Consider the following 26477-nt stretch of genomic DNA (forward strand, 5'->3'; position numbering starts at 1 on the left):
CCAAAACCTTGACCTCAACCTACGTCGAGGTCGTACGTTCACGGCATGACGATCAAGGACTACACACAGCAGCAACTCGCCGCCCAGCCCCTCGGCCACTGGACCCGCACCGCCGCCGGCCTGGTCATCGGCTCCATCCGCACCGCCCTCGCCGAGGAAAACCTCACCCAGCCCCACTGGTGGATCCTCAACCACATCGCCGGCGCCCCCGGAACCTGGCAGCGCGCCGCCCTCACCGACAAGCTCGCGCCCTACGACGACCAGGACACCGACTTCGAAGCCGTCCACGCCGACCTCGCCGCCCGCGGCTGGACCACCGAGGCCGCCGACGGCACCCTGACCCTCACCGAAGCCGGTGAAGCGGGACGCGCCCGCGCCAAGGACCACGCCGCCCTCGTCCACGCCCGCATGCGCGAGGGCATCGACGACGCCGCCTACGCCCACACCATCGACGTCCTGCGCCGCACCGTCGCCAACCTGGGCGGCGACGGCAACCTCCCGTAACGCTCAGCCGGCCGCGACCTTGTCCGCGAAAGCATCCAGGTTGCCCGCCAGCCGCGCGATCCGCTCGTCCACTGTCAGGGACTCCTCGTACCGCGTCGTACGCAGCTTCGGCTGCCGCTTCCTGCGCACGTACAGGGAACAGGCGAGGTCCGCGCAGAAGTACGTGCCCACCGTGTTCCCCTCACGGCCCCGGGCCCCCGCCAGCGGGGCGGCGAGCAGGGTGACCCCGGACGAGGCGTGCCCCGTCAGGCAGATCTGGCACAGGCTGGACTTCATCGCGCTCGTCCGCCCCACGGAGGGCACCCGCAGCGAGATCCCCAGCGGGCCCGCCTCCCGGGGCAGCACCAGGTGCGCCCGCAGGGGCGCCCCCGGATCCACCCACCCGAGGAAGTCCAGGTCCTGCCAGGGCAGTTCGGCGAAGTCGAGCGGCAGTCTCAGCCGCGACGCCTCGCCCTTGGTGCAGTTCACGAAGGACGAGCGGATCTGTTTTTCGGAGAGCGCTTCCACGGGCGTCGACTCTACGGCCACCATGGATGGCCCGCACATCAATATCCCCGGGTCAGTGCTTCGGCCCGATGTGCAGGTCCATGAGGGCGACGGATTCCTTCCGCGCGATCGACACGTTGAACGGGTCGCTGCCCCGCGCCAACACCGTCCACCGCACGCCGACGCGGGTGAGGGTGTCGGTGCAGAGCCTGCGGATGTCGTCGGACTTGTTGGTGAAGAAGTACCGCGGGTACTCGTACCGCTTCCGGACACCGCCGACGAGGCGGGTGGTCCAGTTCGTGGTCCGGCACCCGTCGGAGTGGATGAGCCCCCGGAGGAACTCCCAGGGGTGAGCGTCGACGACCTCCTGCTGCCAGCCTTCGAGGGCGATGAGCCGGTCGTGCTTCTTGCCGGGCCCGTGCTGCGGGAACAGGCACGTCCAGTGCCGCCCGTAGCTCGCGACGGCGACGCAGCCCTGGCGCTGCACGACGCACACCTTGTCGGCCGGGCGGACCGCGAGGATCGCTGTACGACACTCCTCGATCAGCCCGGGCCAGGCGTCGGCGCACACGATGCGTAGGTAGTGGCCGCCGCGCGGGTGGGGACTGATGCAGCCGTCGCCCAGGTAGAGGCCGAGTAGATAGGCGTACGCGGCCGGGTCGGCTGGGCCCGTGCAGGGTGCCGCCTGGTTGAGGCGGGGCAGCGGATCGATGCGTACGCACCAGGCGCGAATCGCGGACCGGGATATCCCGGTCGCCTTGCTGACGGAATTGAGGCTCCGCCCGGTCTCGAGAAGGCGCAATGCGTGGCGCCGGGTTGCCAGATCGTACATGCGGGCGACTCTGCGCAAGATTGCTCAGCAGCGCATGCGCGTTCCGGCAAATTCCCCCGAAAGCGGGAGGCCAGCTGCGTCGGCGTGACCTTGGAAACTAAGGAAAGGTGCCCCAGGTGGGATTCGAACCCACACTGTCCGCTGTTTGAGAGCGGCCTCTCTAACCGTTGGAGTACTGGGGCCTACGAAACGAAGGATTGCGTGAACCCTGCGTGACGCCACCTTACAGGAGCTGGGTAGGCTCGGGGGAGCTGTTATGCCCCGCAAAGAGGAGCCCCCCGTGACCGCCGAGCACGAGTCGACGCCCACGCCCGACGCCGACCAGTCGCACGTTCCGCCGCTGACGACCCGCGTCGTCATCGCCGAGGACGAGGCGCTCATCCGTCTCGACCTCAAGGAGATGCTCGAAGAGGAGGGGTACTCCGTCGTCGGCGAGGCCGGCGACGGGCAGACGGCCGTCGAGCTCGCCCGCGAGCACCGTCCCGACCTCGTCATCCTCGACGTGAAGATGCCCGTCCTGGACGGGATCTCCGCCGCCGAGAAGATCGGCGCGGAGTCCATCGCCCCCGTGCTCATGCTCACCGCGTTCTCGCAGCGCGACCTCGTCGAGCGCGCCCGTGACGCCGGGGCCATGGCGTACCTCGTGAAGCCGTTCAGCAAGAGCGACGTCGTGCCGGCCATCGAGATGGCCGTGTCCCGCTTCGCCGAGCTGAAGGCGCTGGAGAAGGAGGTCGCCGACCTCTCCCTCCGGCTGGAGACCCGCAAGCTCGTCGACCGGGCCAAGAGCATCCTGCAGACCCAGTACGGCCTCACCGAGCCGGCCGCCTTCCGCTGGATCCAGAAGACCTCCATGGACCGCCGCATGTCCATGCAGCAGGTCGCCGAGGCGGTCATCGAGGACGCCGAGGAGAAGAAGAACGCGGCCAAGGGCTGAACCCCCGCGGCGGGCGCCGCGCACCGCGCGCCCGCCGCGCCCCGGGCATGCCTGAGGCCCGCCTCCCCCGAGGGGAGGCGGGCCTCAGGCGTTTCTCAGTCCTCGCCGAGGTACGCCTTGCGGACGTCCTCGTTGACCAGGAGCTCGCGGCCCGGGCCCGAGAGGACCACGTTGCCGATCTCCATCACGTGGCCCTGGTCGGCCAGCGAGAGCGCCGCCTGGGCGTTCTGCTCGACCAGCAGGATGGTGGTGCCCTGTGCCTTGAGCTCGGCGATGGTCGCCATGATCTTCTGCATCATGATCGGCGAGAGGCCCATCGAGGGCTCGTCCAGCATCAGCAGCTTCGGCCGGGACATGAGCGCACGGCCCATGGCCAGCATCTGCTGTTCGCCGCCGGACAGGGTGCCGGCCGCCTGCTTGCGACGCTCTCCCAGGATGGGGAAGAGGTCGTAGGCGCGCTGGACGTCCTGCTGGATGCCTTCCTTGTCCTTGCGGAGGAAGGCGCCCAGGAGGAGGTTGTCCTCGATCGTCATGCGCGGGAAGATGTGCCGCCCCTCGGGGGAGTGGGCGAGTCCGAGCGCGACGATGTCGTGCGCGGGCACCTTCTTCAGCGACTTCCCGTTGAACTTGATCTGGCCGCCGCGCGGCTTGATCAGGCCCGAGAGGGTGCGCAGCGTGGTCGTCTTGCCGGCGCCGTTGGTGCCGATGAGGGTGACGATCTGGCCGGCGTCGACGCTGAACGAGATGCCTTTGACGGCTTCGATCTTGCCGTAGGCGACGCGGAGGTCCTCGACCTCGAGGAGTGCGGTCACTTGGCCTCTCCGTCCGTGCTGGTGGTGCTGTGCGCCTCGGCCTCGGTCTCCGGGGTGTCGGTCTCCGCGGCCTGGGCCTCGGCGGCTTCGGGGTCCGCGGCGACGGCCTCGGCGGCCTCGATCTCGGCGGCCTCGACCTCGGCGACCTCTTCGGCGCCGGGGGCGCCCTCGAAGGGTTCGCCGAGGTAGGCGGCGACGACGCGCTCGTCGCCCTGGACCTCGCTGGCGGTGCCCTCGATGAGCTTCTCGCCCTGGACGAGGCAGGCCACCCGGTCGCAGAGGTTGAAGATGAAGCGCATGTCGTGCTCGATGACGAGGACGGCGATGCCCTTGTCCCGGATGGCGAAGATGAGTTCTTCGGTGGTCCGGGTCTCCTGCGGGTTCATGCCGGCGGTGGGCTCGTCCAGGAGGATGAGGCCGGGGTCGCTGGCGAGAGCGCGGGCGATCTCCAGCTTGCGCTGGTCGCCGTAGGGGAGGTTGCGGGCGAGGTGTTCGGCCTTGCTGTCGAGGCCGATGAACTCCAGGAGTTCCATGGCCTTGTCGCGGCTGGCCTTTTCCTCCCGGTGGAAGCCGGGGAGGCGCAGCAGGGCGGACCAGAGGCCCTCCTTGGTGCGGGTGTGGCGGCCGACGAGCACGTTTTCCAGGACCGTCATGTTGTTGAAGAGACGGATGTTCTGGAAGGTGCGGGCGACGCCGGCGGCGGTGACCTTGTAGGACTTGGGCGGCAGGACCGTGCCCTTGTACCGGACTTCGCCCTCGGTGGGGATGTAGAGGCCGGTGAGGCAGTTGAAGAAGGTGGTCTTGCCGGCGCCGTTGGGGCCGATGAGTCCGACGATCTCGCCGCTGCGGACGGTCAGGTCGACGTTGCGGACGGCGGTGAGGCCGCCGAAGCGCATCGTGACGCCGCGTGCGTCGAGGACGGTCTCCGCCGTGCTGGGGGCGGTGGTGGTGGTCGTCATGGGTCAGACCCCTGCCTTGCCGAGGACCGTCGGAGCCGCAGCCTCGGGGTGGAGTTCGAGCTGGTTGCGGCGGTTGGGGATGAGGCCTTCGGGGCGCAGTCGCATGAGGACGATGAGTGCGAAGCCGAAGACGAGGAGCTGGTATTCGCCGAGGAACTGGAGCTTGTTGGGGATCAGGAAGAGGAGTGATCCGCCGACGAGCGGTCCGGCGATGGTGCCCATGCCGCCGAGGACGACTGCGGCGAGCAGGAAGGCGGAGTTCGGCGGTACGGCGTTGGCGAACTGGTACTGGTCGGGGGTGACCGTGTACTGGACGTGTGCCTGGACGACGCCGGCGAGGCCGGCGAGGGTGGCGCCGAGGGCGAAGGCGATGAGCTTGACGCGGAAGCCGTTGATGCCCATGGCTTCGGCGGCGGTCTCGTCTTCGCGGATGGCGACCCAGGCGCGGCCGATGCGGGATTCCGCGCTGCGGCGGAACACGAGGACCACGATGAGCGTGATCAGCAGCATCAGCAGGAAGTAGTTCGCGAAGCGGCCGATGGTGAAGCCGGCGATGGTGTGTGCTGCCCCGAAGTCGAACCCGAAGAGGTTGATGTTGGGGATGTTGGCGACGCCGTTGGGCCCGTTGGTGACGTCGGGGCCGGAGACGCCGTCGAGGTTGTTCATGGAGATGCGGAAGATCTCTCCGAAGCCGAGCGTCACGATGGCGAGGTAGTCGCCGCGCAGGCGCAGGGTCGGGGCGCCGATGAGGACGCCGAAGATCATCGAGGCGGCGGCGCCGGCGAGGAGTGCGGCCCAGAAGGGGAGCTGCACGCCGAACGGGGAGTTCGGGGAGCCGGAGACCAGGGCCGCGGTGTAGGCGCCGACTCCGAGGAAGGCGACGTATCCGAGGTCGAGGAGGCCGGTGAGGCCGACGACGATGTTCAGGCCGAGGGCGACGGTGGCGAAGATCAGGATGTTGACCCCGAGGTTCGCGTACTGGTCGTCGGTCTGGGTGAGGGGGAAGGCGGCCGCGGCGGCGAAGGCGCCGACGAGGGCGACGTTGCGGTGGCGGCCGGTGAGGGTGGTGACGCGGCTCATGAGGCCGGCCTTGTTGAGCGCGGCGGCGCCGAAGCCCGTGACGAGGAGGAAGCCGATGAAGAGTTCCTGGTACGGGGTGGTGATGCCGTAGGTGAAGACGGTGAGGCCGAGTCCGAGGACGGCGGCGATCAGCAGGATCTCGGCCCAGGCGGGCAGGGTGCGGGCGGGGGTGGCGGGGCCGGAGGCGAAGGAGGCCTTGACGGTCGTCCACTTGTTGCCGGCTTCGTGCTTGAACTTGTCCCAGCCGGTGTCGTCGGGGTCCGGTCCTTCGAGCGAGGGGCGCTCGAAGGGCAGGGCGAAGGCTCCGATGACGGCGAGGAGGCTGACGAGGGCGGCGATGCCGGCGCCGGGTTCGAGGTCGACGATCGCACCGAGGCTCACCACGATGGCGATGACGGTGTACCAGACGACGGTGAATGCGGCGAGGGCGGAGAGCTTGATCGCTGCGTCGGCTCCGGAGGGTGCGAGCCAGCGGAAGCCCTTGACGCCGTAGGAGGCGAGGCCGAAGGCGGTGGTGAGGGCGCCGCCGATGAGGGCGAGCCACTGGAGTCCGCCGGGGTAGCCGTAGACGGTGAGGTCGCCGGGGAAGGCGGAGGTCCAGGTCCAGGCGAGGAAGGCGGAGAGCACGGTGAGTGCGCCGCCGGTGGTGGCGAGGGCGCGGGCCGTCTTCTCGGGGAGGGGGATGAAGCCCTTGTCCGGTGCGGGGGTGGTCTTCGCGGTGTCCGCGGTGATGGTCGTCGTCATGGATCTCACACCCTGTCCGCCACGCGCTGGCCCAGCAGGCCCTGCGGCCGGAAGAGGAGCACGAGGATGAGAAGTACGAACGCCCAGGTGTTGCCCCAGGACTGTCCACCGAGCTGTTCGAGGCCGGGGATTTCGGCGACGTAGACGGTGGTCAGGGTCTCGGCGAGGCCGAGGACGAGGCCGCCGACCATGGCGCCGTAGATGTTGCCGATTCCTCCGAGGACGGCGGCGGTGAACGCCTTGAGGCCGAGGAGGAAGCCCATCTTGAAGTTGACCTCGCCGTACTTGAGGCCGTAGGCGACGGCTCCGACGGCGGCGAAGACGGCGCCGAGGGCGAACGCGGTGGTGATGATGCGGTCGGTGTTGACGCCCATCAGCTTCGCGGTGTCGGGGTCCTGCGCGGTGGCCTGCATGCCGCGGCCGGTGCGGGTCTTCTTAACGAAGAAGCCGAGGAAGGCCATGGAGATGGGGGCGGCGATCAGGAGGAAGATGTCACCGGTCTGGATGGTGATGCTTCCGAGGTGGAAGGGTCCGCCGGGGATCTCGGGGAAGACGAGCGAGCTCGTCGCGCCCGGGTACCAGGCCCATACCGCCTGCTGGAGGGCGATGGAGAGCCCGATGGCGGTGATGAGCGGTGCGAGGCGCGGAGCGTTGCGCAGTGGGCGGTAGGCGAAGCGTTCCGCGGCGACTGCGATGGTGGTGGCCACGAAGACCGCGCCTATGAGCATCAGGGGCAGCGCGACCCACATGGTCGAGCCCGAGGGGAGCATCATCCAGACCGTGAGGGCTCCGAAGCCGCCGGTCATGAAGATCTCGCCGTGGGCGAAGTTGATGAGCTGGACAATGCCATAGACCATCGTGTAGCCGATGGCGACGAGCCCGTACATGGATCCCAGTAGCAGGCCGTTGACCAGCTGTTGCGGCAGTTCGTGCACCGCAGGTCCTCCGAGTCTTTCGACGGATGTGACACCGCGCGGGGCGCTGTGGTGTGCGCGCCCCGCGCGGCAGGTGTGGTGGGCGCCAGGGGACGTGGTCCGCTAGCTGGTGGAGGTCAGCCGCCGAAGGTGCCGGACTCGACGGACTTCCAGTCGCCGCCCTCGACCTTGTAGACGGTGAGCTGCTTGTTGGTGGCGTCACCGAACTCGTCGAAGGAGACCTTGCCGGTCACGCCGTCGAAGGAGACCTTCTGGACGGCGTCGAGGACCTTGGCGCGGGCGTCGGTGGGCAGCTTGCCGCCGTTGCCGTCGACGACGGCCTTGATGCCCTCGATGATGGCCCAGGCGGAGTCGTACGAGTAGCCGCCGTAGGCAGCGAACGGCTCCTTGAAGCCGGCCTTCTCGTAGTTGGCGACGAACTCCTTGGCGGAGGGCAGGCTCTCGACCGGTGCGCCGACGGAGGTGGAGAGGTCGCCGACGGCGCCTTCACCCGCGAGCTCGACGAACTTCTTGTCGTAGATGCCGTCGCCGCCGACGAGCGGGATGTTGGTGCCGGAGGCCTTGATCTGCTTGCTGAGCGGGCCGGCCGCGGGGTACTCGCCGCCGTAGTAGACGACGTCGGCGCCGGAGCTCTTGACCTGGGTCACGATCGCGGAGAAGTCCTTGCTCTCCGGGTCGATGTGGCCCTCGCCTGCGACGGCGCCGCCGAGCTTGGTGAACTCGCCCTTGAAGGTTCCGGCGAGGCCGGCGCCGTAGGTCTTCTTGTCATCGATGATGAAGACCTTCTTCTTGCCCGCCTTGTTGAAGAGGTACTGCGCCGCGAACGGGCCCTGGATGGCGTCCGTGGTGGCGGTGCGGAAGTAGCTCTTGTAGGTGCGGACCTTCTCGCCGGTCGCCCACTTCGGTCCCTGGGACAGGGACGGGCTGGTGTTGGCCGGGGAGATCTGGACGAGCTTGGCGTCGTCGAAGACCTTCTGCATCGACTCGGAGACCGAGGAGTTCAGGGGGCCGACGACGCCGAGGACGTCCTTGTTGGCGGTCAGCTTCGTGGCGTTCTGCTGGCCGGACGAGGCCTGGGCCTGGTCGTCGAGCGCCTCGATCTTGAAGGTGACGCCCTTGACGTACTTCTTCTCGTTGGCCTGGCGGACGGCCAGGTCGACGGAGTTGCGGATGCCGAGGCCGAGGGCCGACAGGTCGCCGGTGAGCGGGGCGTCGACGCCGATGACGACCGTGGTGTCGCCGCCGCCGGCGTCGTTACCACCCTTGTCGTCGCGCGAACCACAGGCGGTGAGAGTGAGGGCACCCGCGGCAAGCGCGGCCGTCACGGCAATGAGCGAACGATGACGCACGATCAGTCCTTTCCAGGCACAGCGTCCCCCGTGGGACGCGCCGAGTCGTATCGCGGGAAACCGAACTGAAGGAAATCCGGTGGTCGCGGTGACTGGCCGTGACTCTAGGCGGCTGATAGGCCGATATGGAGGGCTCAGGCCAATGATGTGACTCTCTTGTTATGCCACGGCGTAATACATAGCGGATCTCTGGGGGTGGAACGGGGGAATTCCGGTCGGTTCGTCTTGTCCGCATGCTGAGATGCGGCAGGACTGTCAGGTGGTTTGAGTCCTGACGGCGCAGGAGTGTTGGGGGTTTTGCTCATGACGCGCCGGGGGTCACTGCATCTCGATCTTCGGGACAAGCCCTGGTCAGAGCGTCGGAGAGATCGCGCGCATAACGGTCACCCAGGATGTAACCGTGCTCTTCTTTCTGGCCCCGATTGCTCAGAGTTACCTCAAGAAAGGGAAGCCCTGAATTCCGTGCTACATGCACGCAGTCGACGGCCCGAATCTCGATCACCAGGTCACGGGCCTCGCCCGCGGCGACGACGAGCGGCGGCCGTGGCCGGGAAACGACGGTGAGCGCCCGCGACGGCTGGGTGATCCGCTCGACGGTCACCGGCGGCCCCGACGCGGCGGCGACGCGGACGGTGAAGGCGAAGGCGCTGCCCGCCTCGGCCGGGTCCACGGGGTGCCCGTACGCGAACGAGACCACCTGGGACGGCGCGGGAGGCTCCGCCGCCACCGGCGCGGGCGGCCGCGGGCGGGCGGCGTAGAGGTACCCGCCCCCGCCGGCCAGCGCGGCCGCCGCGGCCGCGGCCACCAGGACACGGCGGTGCCGGGCCGCCCGTGCCGGGAGCGGCCGGGGCCGGGCCGGCGGGCGTTCGAGGCCGCTGGTGCCCTCGCCGGGCTCCACGGGGCCGACGCCGCTCATCGGGGGCCGCCCGCGGCGCCCGGGCGGCTCACTGCCAGGGGCCGTCGGTCGGGGCGCCGGAGCGATGGCGCTCGGTGCAGCGGGCCCGCGCTTCCCGGGCGGCGAGGGCGTGCCCGGCGGCCGGGCCCGCGGTCCGCCGCTCGGCGCGGGCGGCGGCGGTGACCGCGCGCAGGATCTCGTACTGGGCGCCGGACAGCCCCATGGCCTGGTAGTCGAGCCCGACGGCGTCCCGGCCCTCCCCGGCGTCGAGCAGGACGCCGCTCCAGCGGGTGATCAGGGCGGTGCACAGCTCGGCGGGGGAGGTGGTGTGCGGGGCGGGCGTCCCGGGCGCGGGGGCGGGCGCGCCGGACGGGCCGCCGGCCCCGGAGCAGCCCAGGGCGAGCGCGGCGATCAGCGTCGCCGCGCCCGTCGCCCGGGCGCTGCCCGGCATCGGTCCCGTACCCATGCGAGGCACGCTAGACCGGTGGGCCGGGGGTGACAACGGTCAGGCGTTGCCGGGGTGTTGCGGGTTCGCGTCGCGCAGCAGACAGGTCAGCCGGGCGGTGCAGACGCGGCGGTCCTGGTCGTCGCTGATGACGATCTCGTAGGTGGTGGTGGAACGGCCCCGGTGGACCGGGGTCGCGACGCCGGTGACCAGGCCGGACCGGGCGCCGCGGTGGTGGGTGCAGTTCAGGTCCACCCCCACCGCGATCTTGTTGATGCCGCCGTGCATCATCGCGCCGACGGAGCCGAGGGTCTCGGCGAGCACGGCCGACGCCCCGCCGTGCAGGAGCCCGTACGGCTGGGTGTTGCCCTCGACCGGCATCGTGGCCACGACGCGCTCGGCGGAGGCCTCCAGGATGCGGATGTCCATCCGCTCGCCGAGGTGCCCGGCCGAGAACAGCGTGGGCAGGTCGATGCCCAGGGCCGCGTACTCGTCGAGGACCTCCTGCGGGAACTTCACGGTGTGCTGCTCGCCCATGGGCCGGCTCCGTCTCTCAACGCTCGTTGACCTGCTTGTCCTGAGGTCGTTCTATCAGGCCGGTTCGAAGCGGACGACGACGGACTTGCTCGCGGGGGTGTTGCTGGTGTCCGCGGTGGAGTCCAGGGGGACCAGCACGTTGGTCTCGGGGTAGTAGGCGGCCGCGCAGCCCCGGGCGGTCGGGTAGTGCACGACGCGGAAGCCGGGCGCGCGCCGCTCCACCCCGTCCCTCCACTCGCTCACCAGGTCGGTGTACGCGCCGTCGGCGAGTCCGAGCTCGGCCGCGTCCTCGGGGTTGACCATGACGACGCGGCGGCCGCCGGTGATGCCGCGGTAGCGGTCGTCGAGGCCGTAGATCGTGGTGTTGTACTGGTCGTGGCTGCGCAGGGTCTGCAGGAGCAGCCGCCCGGCCGGCACCCGCGGGTACTCGACGGGGGCCGCGGTGAAGTTCGCCTTGCCCGTCGCGGTCGGGAAGCGGCGCTCGTCGCGGGGGGCGTGCGGCAGCGTGAAGCCGCCCGGGCGGGCGACGCGGGCGTTGAAGTCCTCGAAGCCGGGGACCACGCGGGAGATCCGGTCGCGGATGGCGGAGTAGTCCCGCTCGAACTCCTCCCACGGGGTCTTCGACGCCCCGCCGAGGACCGCGCGGGCCATGCGCGCCACGATCGCGGGCTCGGAGAGCAGGTGCGGGCCGGCGGGGGCGAGGTTGCCGCGCGAGGAGTGGACCATGCCCATGGAGTCCTCGACGGTCACGAACTGCCGTCCCGAGGCCTGGACGTCCTTGTCGGTGCGGCCCAGGGTGGGCAGGATCAGGGCGCGGCGACCGGTCACCGCGTGGGAGCGGTTGAGCTTGGTGGAGACGTGCACGGTGAGCGAGGCGCGGCGGACCGCGGCCTCGGTGACCTCGGTGTCGGGGGTCGCGCCGACGAAGTTGCCGCCCATGGCGAAGAAGACCTTGGCCTCGCCGTCCCTCAGGGCCTGGATGGACCGGACCACGTCGAAGCCGTGGGCGCGCGGAGAGGTGATCGCGAACTCGCGGTCGAGGGCGTCGAGGAAGGCGGGGGCGGGGCGCTCGAAGATGCCCATGGTGCGGTCGCCCTGGACGTTGGAGTGGCCGCGGACCGGGCAGACCCCGGCGCCGGGCCGGCCGATGTTCCCGCGCAGCAGGAGCAGGTTGACGACCTCGCGGATGGTGGCGACGGAGTGCTTGTGCTGGGTGAGCCCCATGGCCCAGCAGACGATGGTCCGCTCGGAGGCCAGGACCATGGCGAGGGCGCGCTCGATCTCCGGCCGGGTCAGGCCGGTCGCGGCGAGGGTCTCGTCCCAGTCGGTCTCCGCGGCGGCCGCGGCGAACTCCTCGTAACCGTGGGTGTGTTCGCCGATGAAGGCCTCGTCGGTGGCTCCGCCCGCCTCGATGACCAGCTTGTTCAGCAGCCGGAAGAGGGCCTGGTCGCCGCCGATGCGGATCTGCAGGAACAGGTCGTTCAGGGCGGTGCCCTTGAGCATGCCGAGCGGGGTCTGCGGGTTCTTGAACCGCTCCATCCCGGCCTCGGGCAGCGGATTCACCGAGATGATCTTCGCGCCGGCCGACTTGGCCCGCTCCAGCGCGGACAGCATGCGGGGGTGGTTGGTGCCCGGGTTCTGACCGGCCACGATGATCAGATCGGCCTGGTGCAGGTCCTCCAGGGAGACGCTGCCCTTGCCGATGCCGATCGTCTCGTTCAGCGCGGAGCCCGAGGACTCGTGACACATGTTGGAGCAGTCGGGCAGGTTGTTCGTGCCGTACTCGCGGACGAAGAGCTGGAAGAGGAACGCGGCCTCGTTGCTGGTGCGGCCCGAGGTGTAGAAGACGGCCTCGTCGGGGGAGGCGAGCCCGCGCAGCTCCTCGGCGATGATCGCGAAGGCGCGCTCCCAGGACACCGCCTCGTACCGGTCGCCGCCCGGCGGCAGGTACACCGGCTCGGTGATCCGGCCCTGCTGCCCCAGCCAGTACCCCGAGCGCTCGGCCAGCTCGGCGACGGGGTGCGCGGCGAAGAACGCCGGGGTGACCCGGCGCAGCGTGGCCTCCTCCGCGACGGCCTTGGCCCCGTTCTCGCAGAACTCGGCGGTGTGCCGTTCGTCGCCCTCGGGCCAGGCGCAGCCGGGGCAGTCGAAGCCGTTCTTCTGGTTGACCTTGAGGAGGGTGCGGGCGGTACGGGCGAGGCCCATCTGCTGCTGCGCGATCCGCAGGGTGTGCCCGATCGCCGGCAGCCCCGCCGCGGCGTGCTGAGGGGGCGCGACCTGCGGCGCGTCCTGTACCGGATCACCTGCTGGCGGCTTGGTGGCCATGTCGCTCCCCTTCGAGCAGTTGTGCGCGTACACGAACGATCCTGTCACGGACCTCCGACATCGCCGACGCCGGAATTGTCAGCGGGGGCGCCTAGGATCGGGGGCGTGGCAGAGACAGCAGCGCAGAAGACGGACCAGACGACCGCGGCGGACCGCCCCCGCCTGATGCTCATGGACGGGCACTCCCTGGCGTACCGGGCGTTCTTCGCGCTGCCCGCGGAGAACTTCACGACCGCGACGGGCCAGCCGACCAACGCGATCTACGGCTTCGCGTCGATGCTGGCGAACACGCTGCGCGACGAGGCGCCCACGCACTTCGCGGTCGCCTTCGACGTGTCCCGCAAGACGTGGCGCTCGACGGAGTTCCCCGAGTACAAGGCGAACCGCTCCAAGACGCCCGACGAGTTCAAGGGGCAGGTCGAGCTGATCGGCGAGCTCCTCGACACGATGAACGTGCCGCGGTTCGCCGTCGACGGCTTCGAGGCCGACGACGTGATCGCGACGCTGGCCACGCAGGCGGAGGCCCTCGGCTTCGACGTGCTGATCGTCACCGGCGACCGCGACTCCTTCCAGCTGGTGTCCGAGCACACCACCGTGCTGTACCCGACCAAGGGCGTCTCCGAGCTCACCCGGTTCACCCCGGAGAAGGTCGAGGAGAAGTACGGCCTCACTCCCCAGCAGTACCCGGACTTCGCGGCGCTGCGCGGCGACCCGTCCGACAACCTGCCCGGCATCCCCGGCGTCGGCGAGAAGACCGCCGCCAAGTGGATCACCCAGTTCGGGTCGTTCAAGGAACTCGTCGAGCGCGCCGAGGAAGTCAAGGGCAAGGCCGGACAGAACTTCCGGGACCACCTGGAGGCCGTCAAGCTCAACCGCGTCCTGACCGAGATGGTCAAGGACGTGGAGCTGCCCAAGACCCCCGCCGACCTGACCCGCCTCCCGTACGACCGCGCCGGGATGCTCGGCGTCCTGGACGTGCTGGAGATCCGCAACGCCTCGCTGCGCGAGCGGCTGCTCGCCGTGGACCCCGGCACCGCCGAGGAGGAGGCCCCGGCCCCGGCGCCCGCCGTGGAGCTGGACGGCTCCGTCCTGGGCGCGGGCGAGCTCGCCCCCTGGCTGGAGGCCCACGCGGGCGGACCGCTGGGCGTGGCCACCGTCGACAGCTGGAACCTCGGCGCGGGCAAGGTCACCGAGATCGCGCTCGCCGCGGCGGACGGCGCGGCCGGCTGGTTCGAACCGCACGCGGTGGACGAGGCCGACGAGCGGGCCTTCGCGGCCTGGGCCGCGGACCCGGCCAAGCCCAAGGTCGTGCACAACGCCAAGGGCCTCATGCGGGTCTTCCCCGAACACGGCTGGACCCTCGCCGGGGTCACCATGGACACGGCCCTCGCCGCCTACCTGGTCAAGCCCGGCCGCCGCTCCTTCGCCCTGGACGCCCTGTCCAACGAATACCTGCACCGCGAGCTGGCCCCCGCCGCCGCGGACGGCCAGCTCGCCTTCGGCGCCGACGACACCGCCGAGGCGGACGCGCTCATGGCGCAGGCCCGCGCGGTCCTCGACCTGGGCGACGCCTTCACCGGCAAGCTCGACGAGGTGGGCGCGACCGAGCTGCTCCACGACATGGAACTCCCGACGTCCGAACTGCTCGCCCGGATGGAGCGGGCCGGCATCGCCGCCGACCGCGACCACCTGGACGCCATGGAGCAGCAGTTCGCCGGCGCGGTCCAGCAGGCGGTGAAGGAGGCGCACGGCGCGGTCGGCCACGAGTTCAACCTCGGCTCGCCCAAGCAGCTCCAGGAGGTCTTCTTCGGCGAGCTGGACCTGCCGAAGACCAAGAAGACCAAGACCGGCTACACCACGGACGCCGACGCCCTCGCCTGGCTCGCCACCCAGACCGACCACGAGCTGCCGGTCATCATGCTGCGCCACCGCGAGCAGGCCAAGCTGCGCGTCACCGTCGAGGGCCTGGTCAAGGCCGTCGCCGCCGACGGCCGGGTGCACACCAGCTTCAGCCAGACCGTCGCCGCGACCGGACGCCTCTCCTCCACCGACCCGAACCTGCAGAACGTGCCGGTGCGCACCGACGAGGGCCGCGCCATCCGCCGCGGATTCGTCGTCGGCGAGGGCTTCGAGTCCCTCATGACCGCCGACTACAGCCAGATCGAGCTGCGCGTCATGGCCCACCTCTCCGAGGACGCGGGCCTGATCGAGGCCTTCGCCACCGGCGAGGACCTGCACACCACCGTTGCCTCCCAGGTGTTCGCGGTGGAGCGGTCCCAGGTCGACGCGGAGATGCGCCGCAAGATCAAGGCCATGTCGTACGGGCTGGCGTACGGGCTGTCCGCCTTCGGCCTGGCCCAGCAGCTGAACATCGAGCCCGCCGAGGCGCGCGGCCTGATGGAGACCTTCTTCGAGCGGTTCGGCGGGGTCCGCGAGTACCTCCAGCGCGTCGTCGACGAAGCCCGTGCCACCGGGTACACGGCGACCGTCTTCGGCCGCCGCCGGTACCTGCCCGACCTCAACAGCGACAACCGCCAGCGCCGCGAGGCCGCCGAGCGGATGGCGCTGAACGCCCCGATCCAGGGCACCGCGGCCGACATCGTCAAGGTCGCCATGCTGCGCGTGGACAAGGCGATCGCCGAGGCCGGGCTGTCGTCGCGGATGCTCCTCCAGGTCCACGACGAAATCGTGCTGGAGATCGCCCCGGGCGAGCGGGAGCGGGTCGAGGAGCTGGTGCGCCGCGAGATGGGCGCCGCCGCCGAGCTGCGGGCCGAGCTGGACGTGTCCGTGGGCGTGGGCCCCGACTGGGAGTCCGCCGCGCACTGACCTCCCGCCGGGAGTGGAGCGCCCGTCCCCGCTACGCGCTGGGGACGGGCGTTCGCGCGTCCGCGCCGGTGCCGGTGCCGGCGTCGGTGTCGGAGCCCGGGTCCGCGCCCTGCGCCGTACGGTCGTGGCGGTGCCGCAGCCGGACGAGGACCCCGTACAGCAGCAGGGCCACGGCGAGCCCGCCGCCCGCGCCGAAACAGACGGTCGGCACGAGGTCGAGCGGGTGGCCGACGCGGTCGAAGAACGTGAAGAAGCGGACCACGCGCACCGTGACCCCCGCCGCCACGCACACCACGACCAGCGCGAGCGCGGCCACGGTCTCGGCGCGGGTCAGCACCGGCACGGACGCCGGGGCCGGAGCGGCCGGGATCCGGCGCAGCGCGGTCGCCGTGAACCAGAGCAGGACACAGGCGGCGGCCGCCGAACTGCCGTACTGCAGGTACGAGTAGAGGGGCAGGCCGAACGCGGCCGGCTCGCCGAGCGCGGGCAGTGCGTCGGTGCCCCACCGGTCCAGGTGGGTGAAGCTGTCCCACACCACGTGGGTGAGGGAGCCGACGACCGCCGAGAGGTAGAACCAGACGGCGAGCAAAGGCAGTTGGCGGCCGCGCCACCGCTCACCCCGCAGGAAGGCGTACACCCGGCCCCGCTGCCCGCGGGGGAGGAGCGCGACCAGCGGCTCGCGCATCAGCAGCCAGCCCGCCGCGAGGACCGCGGTGAGGACCGCGTCCGCGGTGAGCACGCCCGTCAGTGTGTGGGTGAAGGAGCCGTACGACATGACGCCCCCGACGACCGCGTCCGCGAAGTAGAAGGTGTCCGGCGCGAACGAGCCGAGGACCAGCGCCGAGGCCACGAGCGGGCCGCGCGCCCGGCCGGTCCGGCGGACGGCCGGCAGGACGGCGGCCGCGTGGCTGAGGGTGAACGGCATGGCGCCTCTTCTCGGGGTGCGGGGGTGCGGGGTGCGGTGCGCAGGGGAGTCGGGGCCGTGGACGGCCTTCACCTCTGCCGCTTCGGCCACTTCGGCTACTTCGGGCCAATGCGGCCCGAAGGGTCCGGACAGTATGCGTGAGCTGCGCAGGGACGTGGGGATCCGGTGAAGTTCCGTACCGCGGTGCGTGCCCTGTGCAGCGAACTGACATAGGGTCACGCGGACGTCGAGGGGGAGGGGTCCGGCTCATGTCGGCTCGAATATTCGGACGCAGGCTGCGCAGGGGCGGCGCCGCCGCCCTGGTCTCCGCTCTGGTGGTCGCCGCGGTGACGGCCTCCCAGGGGCCCGGTGCGGGCGGCACGGACCGTGTCGCGGCAGCCGGGAAGGACAGTGCGCGGTCCGCTCCGGAGACGGACTCCGGCGGCGACTCCTCCTACTCCACCGAACTGCCCCCGCTGATCGGCCCCGAGCCGCTGCCCGCCGTACCGCCCGCGGACGCGGCGCCGGCGGACGCCGCGGCCCCGGCCGGGCAGGGCGCGGCGGCGACCGGGGGCGCGGAGCCGTTGGCCACCGGGTCGGGCGCGCAGGGGATACCGGCGAGCGTCCTCGCCGCGTACCGGAACGCGGAGCGCACGGTGGGGCGGAGCGACCCCGGGTGCGGGCTGCGCTGGCAGCTCCTCGCGGCGATCGGCAGGGTCGAGTCGGGGCAGGCGCGCGGTGGCCGGGTCGACGCGGCAGGAACGACGCTGCGGCCGATCCTGGGGCCGGTGCTCGACGGCAACGGCTTCGCGAACATCCCGGACACGGACGGCGGGGCATACGACGGCGACGCCCGGTACGACCGGGCGGTCGGACCGATGCAGTTCATCCCCTCCACCTGGGCGGCCTGGGGCCAGGACGCGGACGGCGACGGCCGGCGCAACCCGAACAACGTGCACGACGCGGCGCTCGCGGCGGGCCGCTACCTGTGCGCCGGCACGCGGGACCTGCGGGTGGCGGCGGACCTCGACCGGGCGGTGCTCTCGTACAACCAGTCCACCGAGTACCTGCGGACGGTGCGGTCCTGGTTCACGTACTACCTGCAGGGGACGCACGCGGTCCCGGACGGCACGGGCACGGGCACCGGCCCCGGCACGGGCACCGGCCCGGCGGCCCCGGCCGCGCAGCCGAAGCCGGGCCCGCACCCCGGCCCGACCGCCACTCCGACGCCGAGCCCGACCCAGCCCCCCAAACCGACGCCGACCCCGACGCAGCCCCCCAAACCGACGCCGACCCCCACTCCCACTCCGACGCCGACCCCGACCCCGACGCCCACGCCCACGCCCACTCCGACCCCGACGCCCACTCCGACACCGACCCCGACCCCGACGGCAAGCCCGTCCCCCGCCAAGCCGACGCCGACGCCGAAGCCCGCCGCGTCCCCGAAGCCCGGAGCGACGACGTCCGCGTCTCCCTCCCCGTCCGCTTCCCCCGCCACCACGCGCCCGGCCACCCCGACCCCCACGCCGACGCCGTAGCCGTACCCCTCACCGCCCCGCCACCCGATCGGTGGAAGCCGCGGGCCAAGCGGCCCCGGGCGCACGCCCGCCGCCCTAGCCTGTCGAGCCCGGGCGAGGAGCGGCATGGGCGAGGAACAGGGTGAAGAGCAGGAACGGGACGCAGGCGCGTCACCCGGGAGCGCCTGCCTGACACTGCTCGGCGCGCTGGTGGCCCTGGGCATCGCCGTCGGCCTGGTGGCCAGCCTCTTCGCGGGAGGCCCCGAAACGCCCGGCGACGACCCCGGCGACGCCACGCCCCTCAAGCGCTCCGGCAAGGTCGTCCGGTCGTGGGCCTTCACCACCTGGCCGTTCACCGTGCCCGCCGGTGTCCTGCGGTGCCGTGAAGACACGCTGGTGACCTTCGAGGCGAACGGTGTCGAGTACGGCCTGAGCGGATCCGCCCAGACCCGCGGCTACCCGTTCCCCGACGACCTCCGGGCCGACGACCCCGTTCTCGGGCCCGGGGTGAAGATCAGCACCGACGAGGTGATGAAGGCGGGGGCCGAGCTGTGCTGAGCCCCCGCCCCCGGGGTTCGGTGTCGCAGGTCAGGGGTGTTTCCGGGATCCCGGGCCCAGACGGTTCTCATCTCGTCCCCGCATTGCTACGGTGCCTCCGCCCTGACGCCCTATCAGATTCCGGAGGCCCGGCATGCGTCCGTTCGTCGCCGCCGCCAGCGGGCTCGTCCTCGCGGTGCTCCTCGTCCTCGCCGTCACGGCGCTCGGGGCGCCCGAGGGCAAGACCTCCCCCAGACCCCTGCTCACCACCGCGCCCCCCGCGCCCGGAAAGTAGAGGAGGGCCCGGCGATGCGACGCAGAGCGAGCCTTGTCCTGCTGGCCCTAGCCGTCTTCTGCGCGGCCCTCGCGCCGCTGCTGCGCTGGTACGCGTACCCGCGGCTCGCGAAGATCCCGCCGAACCAGTACCAGGAGGTGGTCCTGGAGGCGAAGGACGCGACGCTCATCGACTACCTCGACGGCATGAAGCCCAAGAAGGTCGACAAGGTCACCATCGTCCAGACCCTCAAGGGCAACGTGGAGGCCTCGACGGAGATCGAGGCCAGCGCCGGCCGGGACGTCGTCGTGTGGGACACCCTGTCCCACATCATGGGCCCGGACGGCAAGACGGTCTCCCAGATCCCCGAGCGCTACATCTTCGACGCCCACACCCAGGACCCGGTGCACGCCACGGGCGAGATGGTCGACGGGGACCCCGTCAAGCGCGAGGGCATCGAGTTCAAGTGGCCCTTCTTCACCGAGCCCCGCGACTACCTGTACTTCGACGCGCAGACCCGCACCTCGTCGCCGATCCACTACGTGGGCCCGCGCACCTTCAAGGGCATGGACGTCTACTACTTCGAGCAGACCGTCCCCTGGACCAAGGTCCCCATGCCCAAGAAGATGCCCATCGAGGGCATCGACCCGACCACGCTCGAACAGACCACCGGCACCAGCCTCTGGTACACCACCAAGGCCATGTTCTGGGTCGACCCGGTGACCGGCGCGCCCGTCAACGCCGAGCAGCAGATCCAGCAGGAGATGCGCGGCGGGTTCGCGGCGGCGGCCCCCGACGGCAGGATCACCGCCTTCGCCGGGCACGTGAAGATGCGCGAGGACTACAGCGACCACACCGTCGACCTGGTCCGGGCGAACCGGACGAAGGTCCTCGCGCTGCACACGTACGCCCCCACCGGCCTGGCCGCCGGCGGGCTGGCGTTCCTCGGGCTGGCGCTGTGGCTGGAGGCCCGGGGCCGGCGCCGCCGCCCGGAGAGCGGCGACGGCGCGCTCAGCGCTTGAGCCGGGCGCTGGTGTACCGGGTGGCCTCCGCGGTGGCCGGGTCCTCGGGCCACGGGTGCTTCGGGTACCGGCCGCGCAGCTCGGCGCGGACGGCGCGGTAGCCGCCCCGCCAGAACGACGCGAGGTCGGCGGTGACGGCCGCGGGCCGCCCGGCGGGGGACAGCAGGTGGACGAGTACGGGCACCCCCGCCACCCGCGGCGTCTCGGCCAGCCCGAACAGCTCCTGGAGCTTCACGGCGAGCACCGGCTGCTCCCCGGAGTAGTCCACCCTGACGCGGGAGCCGCTGGGCACCGCGATCCGCTCCGGGGCCAGCTCGTCCAGTCGGGACGCCTCCCCGCCGGCCCACGGCAGCAGCCGGTTAAGCCCCTGCGCGGCGCTGATCCGGCCGAGGTCCGAGCGGCGCCGGGCCCGCGACAGCTCGGGCTCCAGCCAGTCGTCGGCCCGGTCCAGCAGGGCGGCGTCGTCCGCCACGTCCGGCCAGCCGCCGCCGAGGGTGCGGTGCAGGAAACCCAGCCGGGCCCGGAGCGCCCGCGCGTCGGGGGACCAGTGCAGCAGGCCGAGGCCCTCCGTGCGGAGCCCGTCGAGCAGGGCCGCGCGCACCAGCGCCGGATCCGGGGCGCGCAGCGGCCGTACGGCGAGCTCGATCGCCCCGAGGCGCTCGGCCCGGCGGGCCACCAGGTCGCCGTCCTCCCAGCGCACCTCCTCCCCGTCCGAGTGGAGGTGCCCGGCGGCCAGCCGGGCGGTGTCCGCGTCGATGACGGCGGCGAGCCGGATCCGGGCCGAGGCGGCGTGCGGGGGGCGGTCGGCCACCGCGACCGCCAGCCAGGGCGCACTGCGCAGCCGCGACCCGTCGCCGAGCTCGGCCCCGGTGCCGGACGCCATCAGGAACGCCCCCTCGCCCCGCGCCCGCGCCACCCGCTCCGGGAACGCGAGTGCGGCGACGAGCCCGGCGGCGGCGTCGTCGGGGAGCGCCGTACCGGGGGAGCGCTCAGCGGCGGTGCCGCCCGCGGACCCCGCGGTGCCGCCCCGGCCCCCCGCAGTGTCGCCCGCGGCCCCCGCGGAGCGTTCCAGCCGGCCGGCCTCCGCCCGCCAGCGGGCCGCGTAGGCGTCGCCGCCCCGGCGGGCGGCCCGCCACGCGGCCGCCAGGTCGTCCCCGTACTCCCGCGGCGGCTCCTCGCTCAGCAGCGCCACCACCTCGGCCGCCCGTCGCCCCCCGAGGGCCGGCGCGCCGTCGAGCAGGGCCCGGGCGAGCCGCGGGTGGAGCCCCAGCCGGGCCATGCGCACGCCGCGCGGCGTCGGCCGCCCGGCGGGGTCCACCGCGCCCACCGCGCGCAGCACGTCCCGGGCCGCGGCCATCGCCCCGGCCGGCGGCGGGTCCAGCAGCGCCAGCCCGGCCGCGTCCGGGTCGCCCCAGCACGCGGCCTGCAGGGCGAACTGGGCCAGGTCGGCGATGCGGATCTCGGGCGCCGGGTAGGAGGGGAGGCGGGCGTCCTCCGCCTCGGTCCAGCACCGGTACACCGCGCCCGGCGCCTCGCGCCCGGCCCGCCCCGCCCGCTGGCGCCCGGCCGCGCGGGACGCCCGTACGGTCGCCAGCGCGCCCAGCCCCCGCGCGTGGTCCACCCGGGGCTCGCGCGCCAGCCCGGAGTCCACCACCACCCGCACCCCCGGCACGGTCAGGCTCGACTCCGCGACCGCCGTCGCGAGGATCACCCGGCGGTGCCCGGAGGCCGTCAGCGCCGCGTCCTGCACGGCCGCCGGGGCCCGGCCGTGCACCTGCAGCACCTCCGCGTCCACCCCGCCCAGCTGCCCGGCGACCCGGGCGATCTCCCCGACGCCGGGCAGGAAGCACAGCACGTCACCGGAACGTTCCGCCAGCGCCCGCCGCGCCACCGAGGCCACGTGCGCCAGCTGCGCCGGGTCCACCCGCATCCCGTGTGGCGGCCGCACCGGTCGCGCGGGCGGCGCCCAGACCGTCTCCACCGGGTACGCGGTCCCCGCGGCCTCCACCACCGGCGCGCCGCCCAGCACCCGCGACCAGCCGGCCGCGTCGGTCGTCGCGGAGGCCGCCACGAGGCGCAGCTCCGGCCGCAGGGTCTCCCGTACGTCCAGCAGGAAGGCGGCGACGGTGTCGGCGTCGAGGTGCCGCTCGTGGCACTCGTCCAGGACCACCACGTCCACGCCGGCCAGCTCCTGGTCCCGCTGGAGCCGCTGGAGCAGGACGCCGGTGGTGACCACCTCGACGGCGGCCGTCGGGCCCACGACCCGCTCCCCGCGCACGGTGAAGCCCACCGAGGCGCCGACCCGCTCGCCCAGCAGCCAGGCCATCCGGCGCGCCGCCGCCCGGGCGGCGATCCGCCGGGGCTCGGCGACCACCACCCGGCGGCGCGGCCCGCCGCCCACCAGGCCGGCGAGGACCAGGGGCACCAGGGTGGTCTTGCCGGTGCCGGGCGGCGCGCACAGCACGGCGGTGCCGTGGCCGTCGAGCGCGGCCGTGAGCGCCGGCAGGGCCTCCCGTACGGGAAGGGCGTCGAGATCGCGGGTGCGCGGGGTCGGGGACACGGTCAGTCGCGCTCGCAGACGAAGATCGCGGTGCCGGGGATCAGGTTGCCGCGCAGCGGGGACCAGCCGCCCCACTCCTGGCTGTTCCAGGCGGGCCACTCCGGCTCGACCAGGTCGACCAGGCGGAAGCCGCCGGCGACGACGTCGCGCACGCGGTCGCCGACCGTGCGGTGGTGCTCCACGTAGACCGCGCGGCCCTCCTCGTCCTGCTCGACGTACGGGGTCCGGTCGAAGTAGGACGCGGAGACGGACAGCCCCTCGGGACCCGGCTCGTCGGGGAAGGCCCAGCGCAGGGGGTGGGTGACGGAGAAGACCCAGCGGCCGCCGGGCCGCAGGACGCGGTGGACCTCGCGCATGACGTTCACCGGGTCGGCGACGAAGGGGACGGCGCCGTACGCGGAGCAGGCCAGGTCGAAGGCGGCGTCCCGGAACGGCAGCCGGCCGGCGTCGGCCTCGACGAGCGGCACCTCATCGCCGATGCGCAGGGCGTGCTGGAGCTGGCGGTGGGAGAGGTCGAGGGCGACCGGGCGGGCGCCGCGGGCGGCCAGCCAGCGCGAGCACTGCGCGGCGCCGGCGCCGATCTCCAGGACGTCCTTGCCCTTGAGCGAGCCGGCGGGACCGAGCAGCGCGGCCTCGGCCTCGTCGAGCCCCTCGGGGCCCCAGACGAACCGGTCGTCGCCGAGGAAGGCGCCGTGCTCGTTCTGGTAGTCGTCGGCGTTGCGGTCCCACCAGCCGCGGGCCGCACGGCTGCTCTCCGCTTCCCCGGCGTCACGCCGCGTGGCCTCGGCGTCGTCCTCGGGGCCGAGATCGGCTCCGCGGGCGTCTTCGTGGGCGTAGTCCTCTTGGTTCATGGGGCCCGTCGTCGTAGTCTGCGAATGTGTGCCGGATCCGGCAGGGAAGTCCCATCGGGGCGTCCCCGCCTACGAATTGTGCCGGTAATGCGGCGATCCGCCCGTGGTGTGCGCCTTCGCGCATTGACCCTGTCCGGCTGCCCCCGTATGCTACAAGTTGCGCTGCGAGCCTGTGCTCCTCAGACCTAGCAGGCTGCGCTTGTATTTGTTGAGGTCCCCTCGGTTTTCGAGGCCCCTCCGCATCTGCGGAACGGGGGTCTCCTTGGCTGTCCGGCTTCGGCAGATGCCGATAAGGGCTCCCGGCGTAGCAGTACCTACGACTTTCTGTCCGTAACCGGAGCCCTTTCCCACATGACGAGCAGCACCGAGACCACCGCCACCACTCCGCAGGTTGCGGTCAACGACATCGGCGACGCGGACGCGTTCCTCGCGGCGATCGACGAGACGATCAAGTACTTCAACGATGGCGACATCGTCGATGGCGTCATCGTCAAGGTTGACCGGGACGAGGTTCTCCTCGACATCGGTTACAAGACCGAAGGTGTCATCCCGAGCCGCGAGCTGTCGATCAAGCACGACGTCGACCCGAACGAGGTCGTCAAGGTCGGCGACGAGATCGAGGCCCTGGTTCTCCAGAAGGAGGACAAGGAAGGCCGCCTGATCCTCTCGAAGAAGCGCGCTCAGTACGAGCGTGCCTGGGGCACCATCGAGAAGATCAAGGAAGAAGACGGCATCGTCACCGGTACCGTCATCGAGGTCGTCAAGGGTGGTCTCATCCTCGACATCGGCCTCCGCGGCTTCCTGCCGGCCTCTCTCGTCGAGATGCGTCGCGTCCGCGACCTCCAGCCCTACGTGGGCAAGGAGCTCGAGGCGAAGATCATCGAGCTGGACAAGAACCGCAACAACGTGGTCCTGTCCCGCCGCGCCTGGCTCGAGCAGACCCAGTCCGAGGTGCGCCAGACGTTCCTCACCACCCTGCAGAAGGGTCAGGTCCGCTCCGGCGTCGTTTCCTCGATCGTCAACTTCGGTGCCTTCGTGGACCTGGGCGGCGTCGACGGTCTCGTGCACGTCTCCGAGCTGTCCTGGAAGCACATCGACCACCCGTCCGAGGTCGTCGAGGTCGGTCAGGAAGTCACCGTCGAGGTCCTCGACGTGGACATGGACCGCGAGCGCGTCTCCCTGTCGCTGAAGGCGACGCAGGAAGACCCGTGGCAGCAGTTCGCCCGGACCCACCAGATCGGTCAGGTCGTCCCGGGTAAGGTCACCAAGCTGGTTCCGTTCGGTGCGTTCGTCCGCGTGGACGAGGGCATCGAGGGTCTGGTCCACATCTCCGAGCTGGCCGAGCGCCACGTGGAGATCCCGGAGCAGGTCGTCCAGGTCAACGACGAGATCTTCGTCAAGGTCATCGACATCGACCTCGAGCGTCGCCGGATCTCGCTGTCGCTGAAGCAGGCCAACGAGTCCTTCGGTGCCGACCCGGCGTCGGTCGAGTTCGACCCGACCCTGTACGGCATGGCCGCGTCGTACGACGACCAGGGCAACTACATCTACCCCGAGGGCTTCGACCCCGAGACCAACGACTGGCTCGAGGGCTTCGACAAGCAGCGCGAGGCCTGGGAGACCCAGTACGCCGAGGCGCAGCAGCGCTTCGAGCAGCACCAGGCTCAGGTCATCAAGAGCCGCGAGGCCGACGAGGCCGCCGCTGCCGAGGGCGCTGCCGCTCCGGCCGCGGGTGGCGGCAACGTCAGCGCGGGCATCTCGGGCGGTTCGTACTCCTCGGAGTCGGACGAGACCTCCGGCGCCCTGGCGTCGGACGAGGCCCTCGCCGCGCTCCGCGAGAAGCTGGCCGGCGGCCAGAGCTGATCGCAGCACGCTCCGCACCCCGGTGTGAGCATGCAGAGCAGAGCTGAACAGAGCTGAAAGGTAAGGCCCGTCCCCTCAGGGGGGCGGGCCTTACTGCTGTTGCCGCGCGGTGCCCGGCCGGCGTCCCCGGCCGCGGCGGGCGGCCGGGGTGATCCGTTGCGTTCTCGTGAAGGGCGTCAACTGGGGAATGACACCGGGCGATTGGACGTTCTTCCAGAGAACGAGGCGAGGAGGAGTGGTGACGGTGCTTGATCCACAGGGTTTGTACGAATGGGACGCCAAGGGCCTGGCGGTGGCCGACCTGGCTCTGACCCAGGACTCGGCCGGGCTGGTCATGCTGTACCACTTCGAGGGGTACATCGACGCGGGTGAGGCCGGGGAGCAGATCGTCGAGCGGCTCCTGGACACCCTGCCCCACCAGGTCGTGGCCCGTTTCGACGCGGACCGGCTGGTGGACTACCGGGCCCGGCGCCCGCTGCTGACGTTCCAGCGCGACCACTGGACCGAGTTCGAGGAGCCCCGCCTGGAGGTCCGGCTCGTCCAGGACGCCACGGGCGCGCCGTTCCTGCTGTTCTCCGGCCCCGAGCCGGACGTGGAGTGGGAGCGCTTCGCGCTCGCCGTCCGGCAGATCGTCGAGCGCCTCGGCGTCCGCCTCTCGGTCAACTTCCACGGGATCCCCATGGGCGTCCCGCACACGCGCCCCGTGGGCATCACGCCGCACGGGAACCGGACCGACCTCATGCCGGGGCACCGCAGTCCCTTCGACGAGGCCCAGGTGCCCGGGAGCGCGGAGTCCCTGGTGGAGTTCCGGCTGGGGCAGGCCGGGCACGACGTGCTGGGCGTCGCCGCGCACGTACCGCACTACGTGGCGCGTTCCGCGTACCCGGACGCCGCGCTGACGGTGCTGGAGGCGATCACGGCGGCCACCGGGCTGGTGCTGCCGGCCGTGGCACACGCGCTGCGGACCGAGGCGCACCGTACGCAGACCGAGATCGACCGGCAGATCCGCGAGGGTGACGAGGAGCTGGTCGCCCTGGTCCAGGGTCTGGAGCACCAGTTCGACGCGGCCGCCGGGGCCGAGACCCGGGGCAACATGATCGCCGAGCCGGCCGAGATCCCGTCGGCGGACGAGATCGGGCGGGAGTTCGAGAAGTTCCTCGCGGACCGCGAGGGCGAGAACTGACGCCGGAACCGGCACGGGAAGCGACACCGGCGGGGAGCGGCCGGGTGACCGCGAGGACGCAGGGGGCTGTGGTGGCCGCGGGGACACCCCCTAGGCTGCGGGG

At 71.8% G+C, this 26477-nt stretch carries 23 protein-coding genes and 1 tRNA gene; 10 read left to right on the top strand and 14 right to left on the bottom strand.

Annotated features, from left to right (window positions below; all coding sequences use genetic code 11):
* The first annotated feature begins 45 nt into the window (after positions 1 to 45).
* Positions 46 to 504, top strand: a complete 459-nt coding sequence (locus ACZ6S8_RS07215; protein WP_469453272.1) for a MarR family transcriptional regulator — start codon at positions 46 to 48, stop codon at positions 502 to 504.
* Between the two features lie 3 nt (positions 505 to 507).
* Here the strand turns inward: ACZ6S8_RS07215 and ACZ6S8_RS07220 are convergent, their stop codons facing one another.
* The 3 genes from ACZ6S8_RS07220 to ACZ6S8_RS07230 form a co-directional block, all read right to left on the bottom strand.
* Positions 508 to 1011 carry an FBP domain-containing protein gene (locus tag ACZ6S8_RS07220; RefSeq protein WP_469453274.1) on the bottom strand — a complete coding sequence of 168 codons (504 nt, stop codon included), beginning with the start codon at positions 1009 to 1011 and terminating at the stop codon, positions 508 to 510.
* 52 nt (positions 1012 to 1063) lie between these two features.
* A complete protein-coding gene (locus ACZ6S8_RS07225) occupies positions 1064 to 1822 on the bottom strand; it encodes a transcriptional regulator (RefSeq protein ID WP_469453275.1) in 759 nt (252 codons plus the stop codon).
* Positions 1823 to 1930: 108 nt separating this feature from the next.
* Positions 1931 to 2004, bottom strand: a tRNA-Leu gene (locus ACZ6S8_RS07230).
* 74 nt (positions 2005 to 2078) lie between these two features.
* Here ACZ6S8_RS07230 and ACZ6S8_RS07235 point away from each other — a divergent pair.
* Complete coding sequence (locus ACZ6S8_RS07235; RefSeq protein WP_469453277.1) at positions 2079 to 2756, top strand: ANTAR domain-containing response regulator; 678 nt, start codon at positions 2079 to 2081, stop codon at positions 2754 to 2756.
* Between the two features lie 95 nt (positions 2757 to 2851).
* On the opposite strand, the gene ACZ6S8_RS07240 is transcribed toward ACZ6S8_RS07235, so the two are convergent.
* The 5 genes from ACZ6S8_RS07240 to ACZ6S8_RS07260 all read right to left on the bottom strand — a co-directional run bounded on the left by ACZ6S8_RS07240 (position 2852) and on the right by ACZ6S8_RS07260 (position 8635).
* A complete protein-coding gene (locus tag ACZ6S8_RS07240) occupies positions 2852 to 3568 on the bottom strand; it encodes an ABC transporter ATP-binding protein (protein WP_267722255.1) in 717 nt (238 codons plus the stop codon).
* Positions 3565 to 4527 carry an ABC transporter ATP-binding protein gene (locus ACZ6S8_RS07245; protein WP_469453279.1) on the bottom strand — a complete coding sequence of 321 codons (963 nt, stop codon included), beginning with the start codon at positions 4525 to 4527 and terminating at the stop codon, positions 3565 to 3567. Before ACZ6S8_RS07245 ends, ACZ6S8_RS07240 begins: the two co-directional genes overlap by 4 nt.
* A 3-nt stretch (positions 4528 to 4530) precedes the next feature.
* The gene (locus ACZ6S8_RS07250) at positions 4531 to 6351 is read right to left on the bottom strand and encodes a branched-chain amino acid ABC transporter permease (RefSeq protein ID WP_469453280.1); all 1821 of its coding nucleotides are present in this window, start codon (positions 6349 to 6351) and stop codon (positions 4531 to 4533) included.
* Positions 6352 to 6356: 5 nt separating this feature from the next.
* Positions 6357 to 7286 (bottom strand): branched-chain amino acid ABC transporter permease, encoded by a 930-nt coding sequence (locus ACZ6S8_RS07255; protein WP_267722258.1) that lies wholly within the window; start codon positions 7284 to 7286, stop codon positions 6357 to 6359.
* A 116-nt stretch (positions 7287 to 7402) separates the two neighbouring features.
* The gene (locus ACZ6S8_RS07260) at positions 7403 to 8635 is read right to left on the bottom strand and encodes a branched-chain amino acid ABC transporter substrate-binding protein (RefSeq protein WP_469453281.1); all 1233 of its coding nucleotides are present in this window, start codon (positions 8633 to 8635) and stop codon (positions 7403 to 7405) included.
* A gap of 560 nt (positions 8636 to 9195) precedes the next feature.
* Between ACZ6S8_RS07260 and ACZ6S8_RS07265 the strand changes: the two genes are divergently transcribed.
* Positions 9196 to 9393, top strand: coding sequence for a hypothetical protein (locus ACZ6S8_RS07265; RefSeq protein ID WP_469453282.1), 198 nt, complete (start codon positions 9196 to 9198; stop codon positions 9391 to 9393).
* Between the two features lie 186 nt (positions 9394 to 9579).
* Here the strand turns inward: ACZ6S8_RS07265 and ACZ6S8_RS07270 are convergent, their stop codons facing one another.
* The 3 genes from ACZ6S8_RS07270 to ACZ6S8_RS07280 are packed head-to-tail and all read right to left on the bottom strand — an operon-like array spanning position 9580 to position 12837.
* Entirely contained in the window at positions 9580 to 9996 is a 417-nt protein-coding gene (locus ACZ6S8_RS07270) for a hypothetical protein (protein ID WP_469453284.1), read from the bottom strand.
* A 39-nt stretch (positions 9997 to 10035) separates the two neighbouring features.
* The gene (locus ACZ6S8_RS07275) at positions 10036 to 10512 is read right to left on the bottom strand and encodes a PaaI family thioesterase (RefSeq protein WP_267722266.1); all 477 of its coding nucleotides are present in this window, start codon (positions 10510 to 10512) and stop codon (positions 10036 to 10038) included.
* A gap of 54 nt (positions 10513 to 10566) precedes the next feature.
* Entirely contained in the window at positions 10567 to 12837 is a 2271-nt protein-coding gene (locus ACZ6S8_RS07280; protein WP_469453596.1) for an FdhF/YdeP family oxidoreductase, read from the bottom strand.
* Positions 12838 to 12942: 105 nt separating this feature from the next.
* On the opposite strand from ACZ6S8_RS07280, the gene polA reads away from it, so the two are divergent.
* A complete protein-coding gene (gene polA / locus ACZ6S8_RS07285) occupies positions 12943 to 15663 on the top strand; it encodes a DNA polymerase I (protein WP_469453286.1) in 2721 nt (906 codons plus the stop codon).
* Positions 15664 to 15694: 31 nt separating this feature from the next.
* Here polA and ACZ6S8_RS07290 read toward each other — a convergent pair whose 3' ends face one another.
* Positions 15695 to 16678 carry a DUF4184 family protein gene (locus ACZ6S8_RS07290; protein ID WP_469453288.1) on the bottom strand — a complete coding sequence of 328 codons (984 nt, stop codon included), beginning with the start codon at positions 16676 to 16678 and terminating at the stop codon, positions 15695 to 15697.
* A gap of 158 nt (positions 16679 to 16836) precedes the next feature.
* On the opposite strand from ACZ6S8_RS07290, the gene ACZ6S8_RS07295 reads away from it, so the two are divergent.
* The 4 genes from ACZ6S8_RS07295 (at position 16837) to pgfA (ending at position 19917) form a co-directional block, all read left to right on the top strand.
* On the top strand, positions 16837 to 18105 hold the full coding sequence (locus ACZ6S8_RS07295) for a lytic transglycosylase domain-containing protein (protein ID WP_469453290.1): 1269 nt from the start codon (positions 16837 to 16839) through the stop codon (positions 18103 to 18105).
* A gap of 105 nt (positions 18106 to 18210) precedes the next feature.
* The gene (locus ACZ6S8_RS07300; protein WP_469453292.1) at positions 18211 to 18642 is read left to right on the top strand and encodes a YebY family protein; all 432 of its coding nucleotides are present in this window, start codon (positions 18211 to 18213) and stop codon (positions 18640 to 18642) included.
* 133 nt (positions 18643 to 18775) lie between these two features.
* Positions 18776 to 18916 (top strand): SPW_0924 family protein, encoded by a 141-nt coding sequence (locus ACZ6S8_RS07305; RefSeq protein WP_469453293.1) that lies wholly within the window; start codon positions 18776 to 18778, stop codon positions 18914 to 18916.
* 14 nt (positions 18917 to 18930) lie between these two features.
* The gene (gene pgfA, locus ACZ6S8_RS07310; protein ID WP_469453295.1) at positions 18931 to 19917 is read left to right on the top strand and encodes a cell envelope lipid trafficking protein PgfA; all 987 of its coding nucleotides are present in this window, start codon (positions 18931 to 18933) and stop codon (positions 19915 to 19917) included.
* On the opposite strand, the gene hrpB is transcribed toward pgfA, so the two are convergent.
* On the bottom strand, positions 19907 to 22477 hold the full coding sequence (gene hrpB, locus ACZ6S8_RS07315; protein WP_469453297.1) for an ATP-dependent helicase HrpB: 2571 nt from the start codon (positions 22475 to 22477) through the stop codon (positions 19907 to 19909). The genes pgfA and hrpB overlap by 11 nt on opposite strands.
* 2 nt (positions 22478 to 22479) lie before the next feature.
* Positions 22480 to 23328, bottom strand: a complete 849-nt coding sequence (locus ACZ6S8_RS07320; protein ID WP_469453299.1) for a class I SAM-dependent methyltransferase — start codon at positions 23326 to 23328, stop codon at positions 22480 to 22482.
* A 351-nt stretch (positions 23329 to 23679) separates the two neighbouring features.
* On the opposite strand from ACZ6S8_RS07320, the gene rpsA reads away from it, so the two are divergent.
* Positions 23680 to 25191 (top strand): 30S ribosomal protein S1, encoded by a 1512-nt coding sequence (gene rpsA, locus ACZ6S8_RS07325; protein ID WP_469453301.1) that lies wholly within the window; start codon positions 23680 to 23682, stop codon positions 25189 to 25191.
* A gap of 244 nt (positions 25192 to 25435) precedes the next feature.
* Positions 25436 to 26374, top strand: coding sequence for a PAC2 family protein (locus ACZ6S8_RS07330; protein WP_469453302.1), 939 nt, complete (start codon positions 25436 to 25438; stop codon positions 26372 to 26374).
* Positions 26375 to 26477 lie beyond the last annotated feature (103 nt).

The organism is Streptomyces sp. NPDC048461, assembly GCF_055587105.1.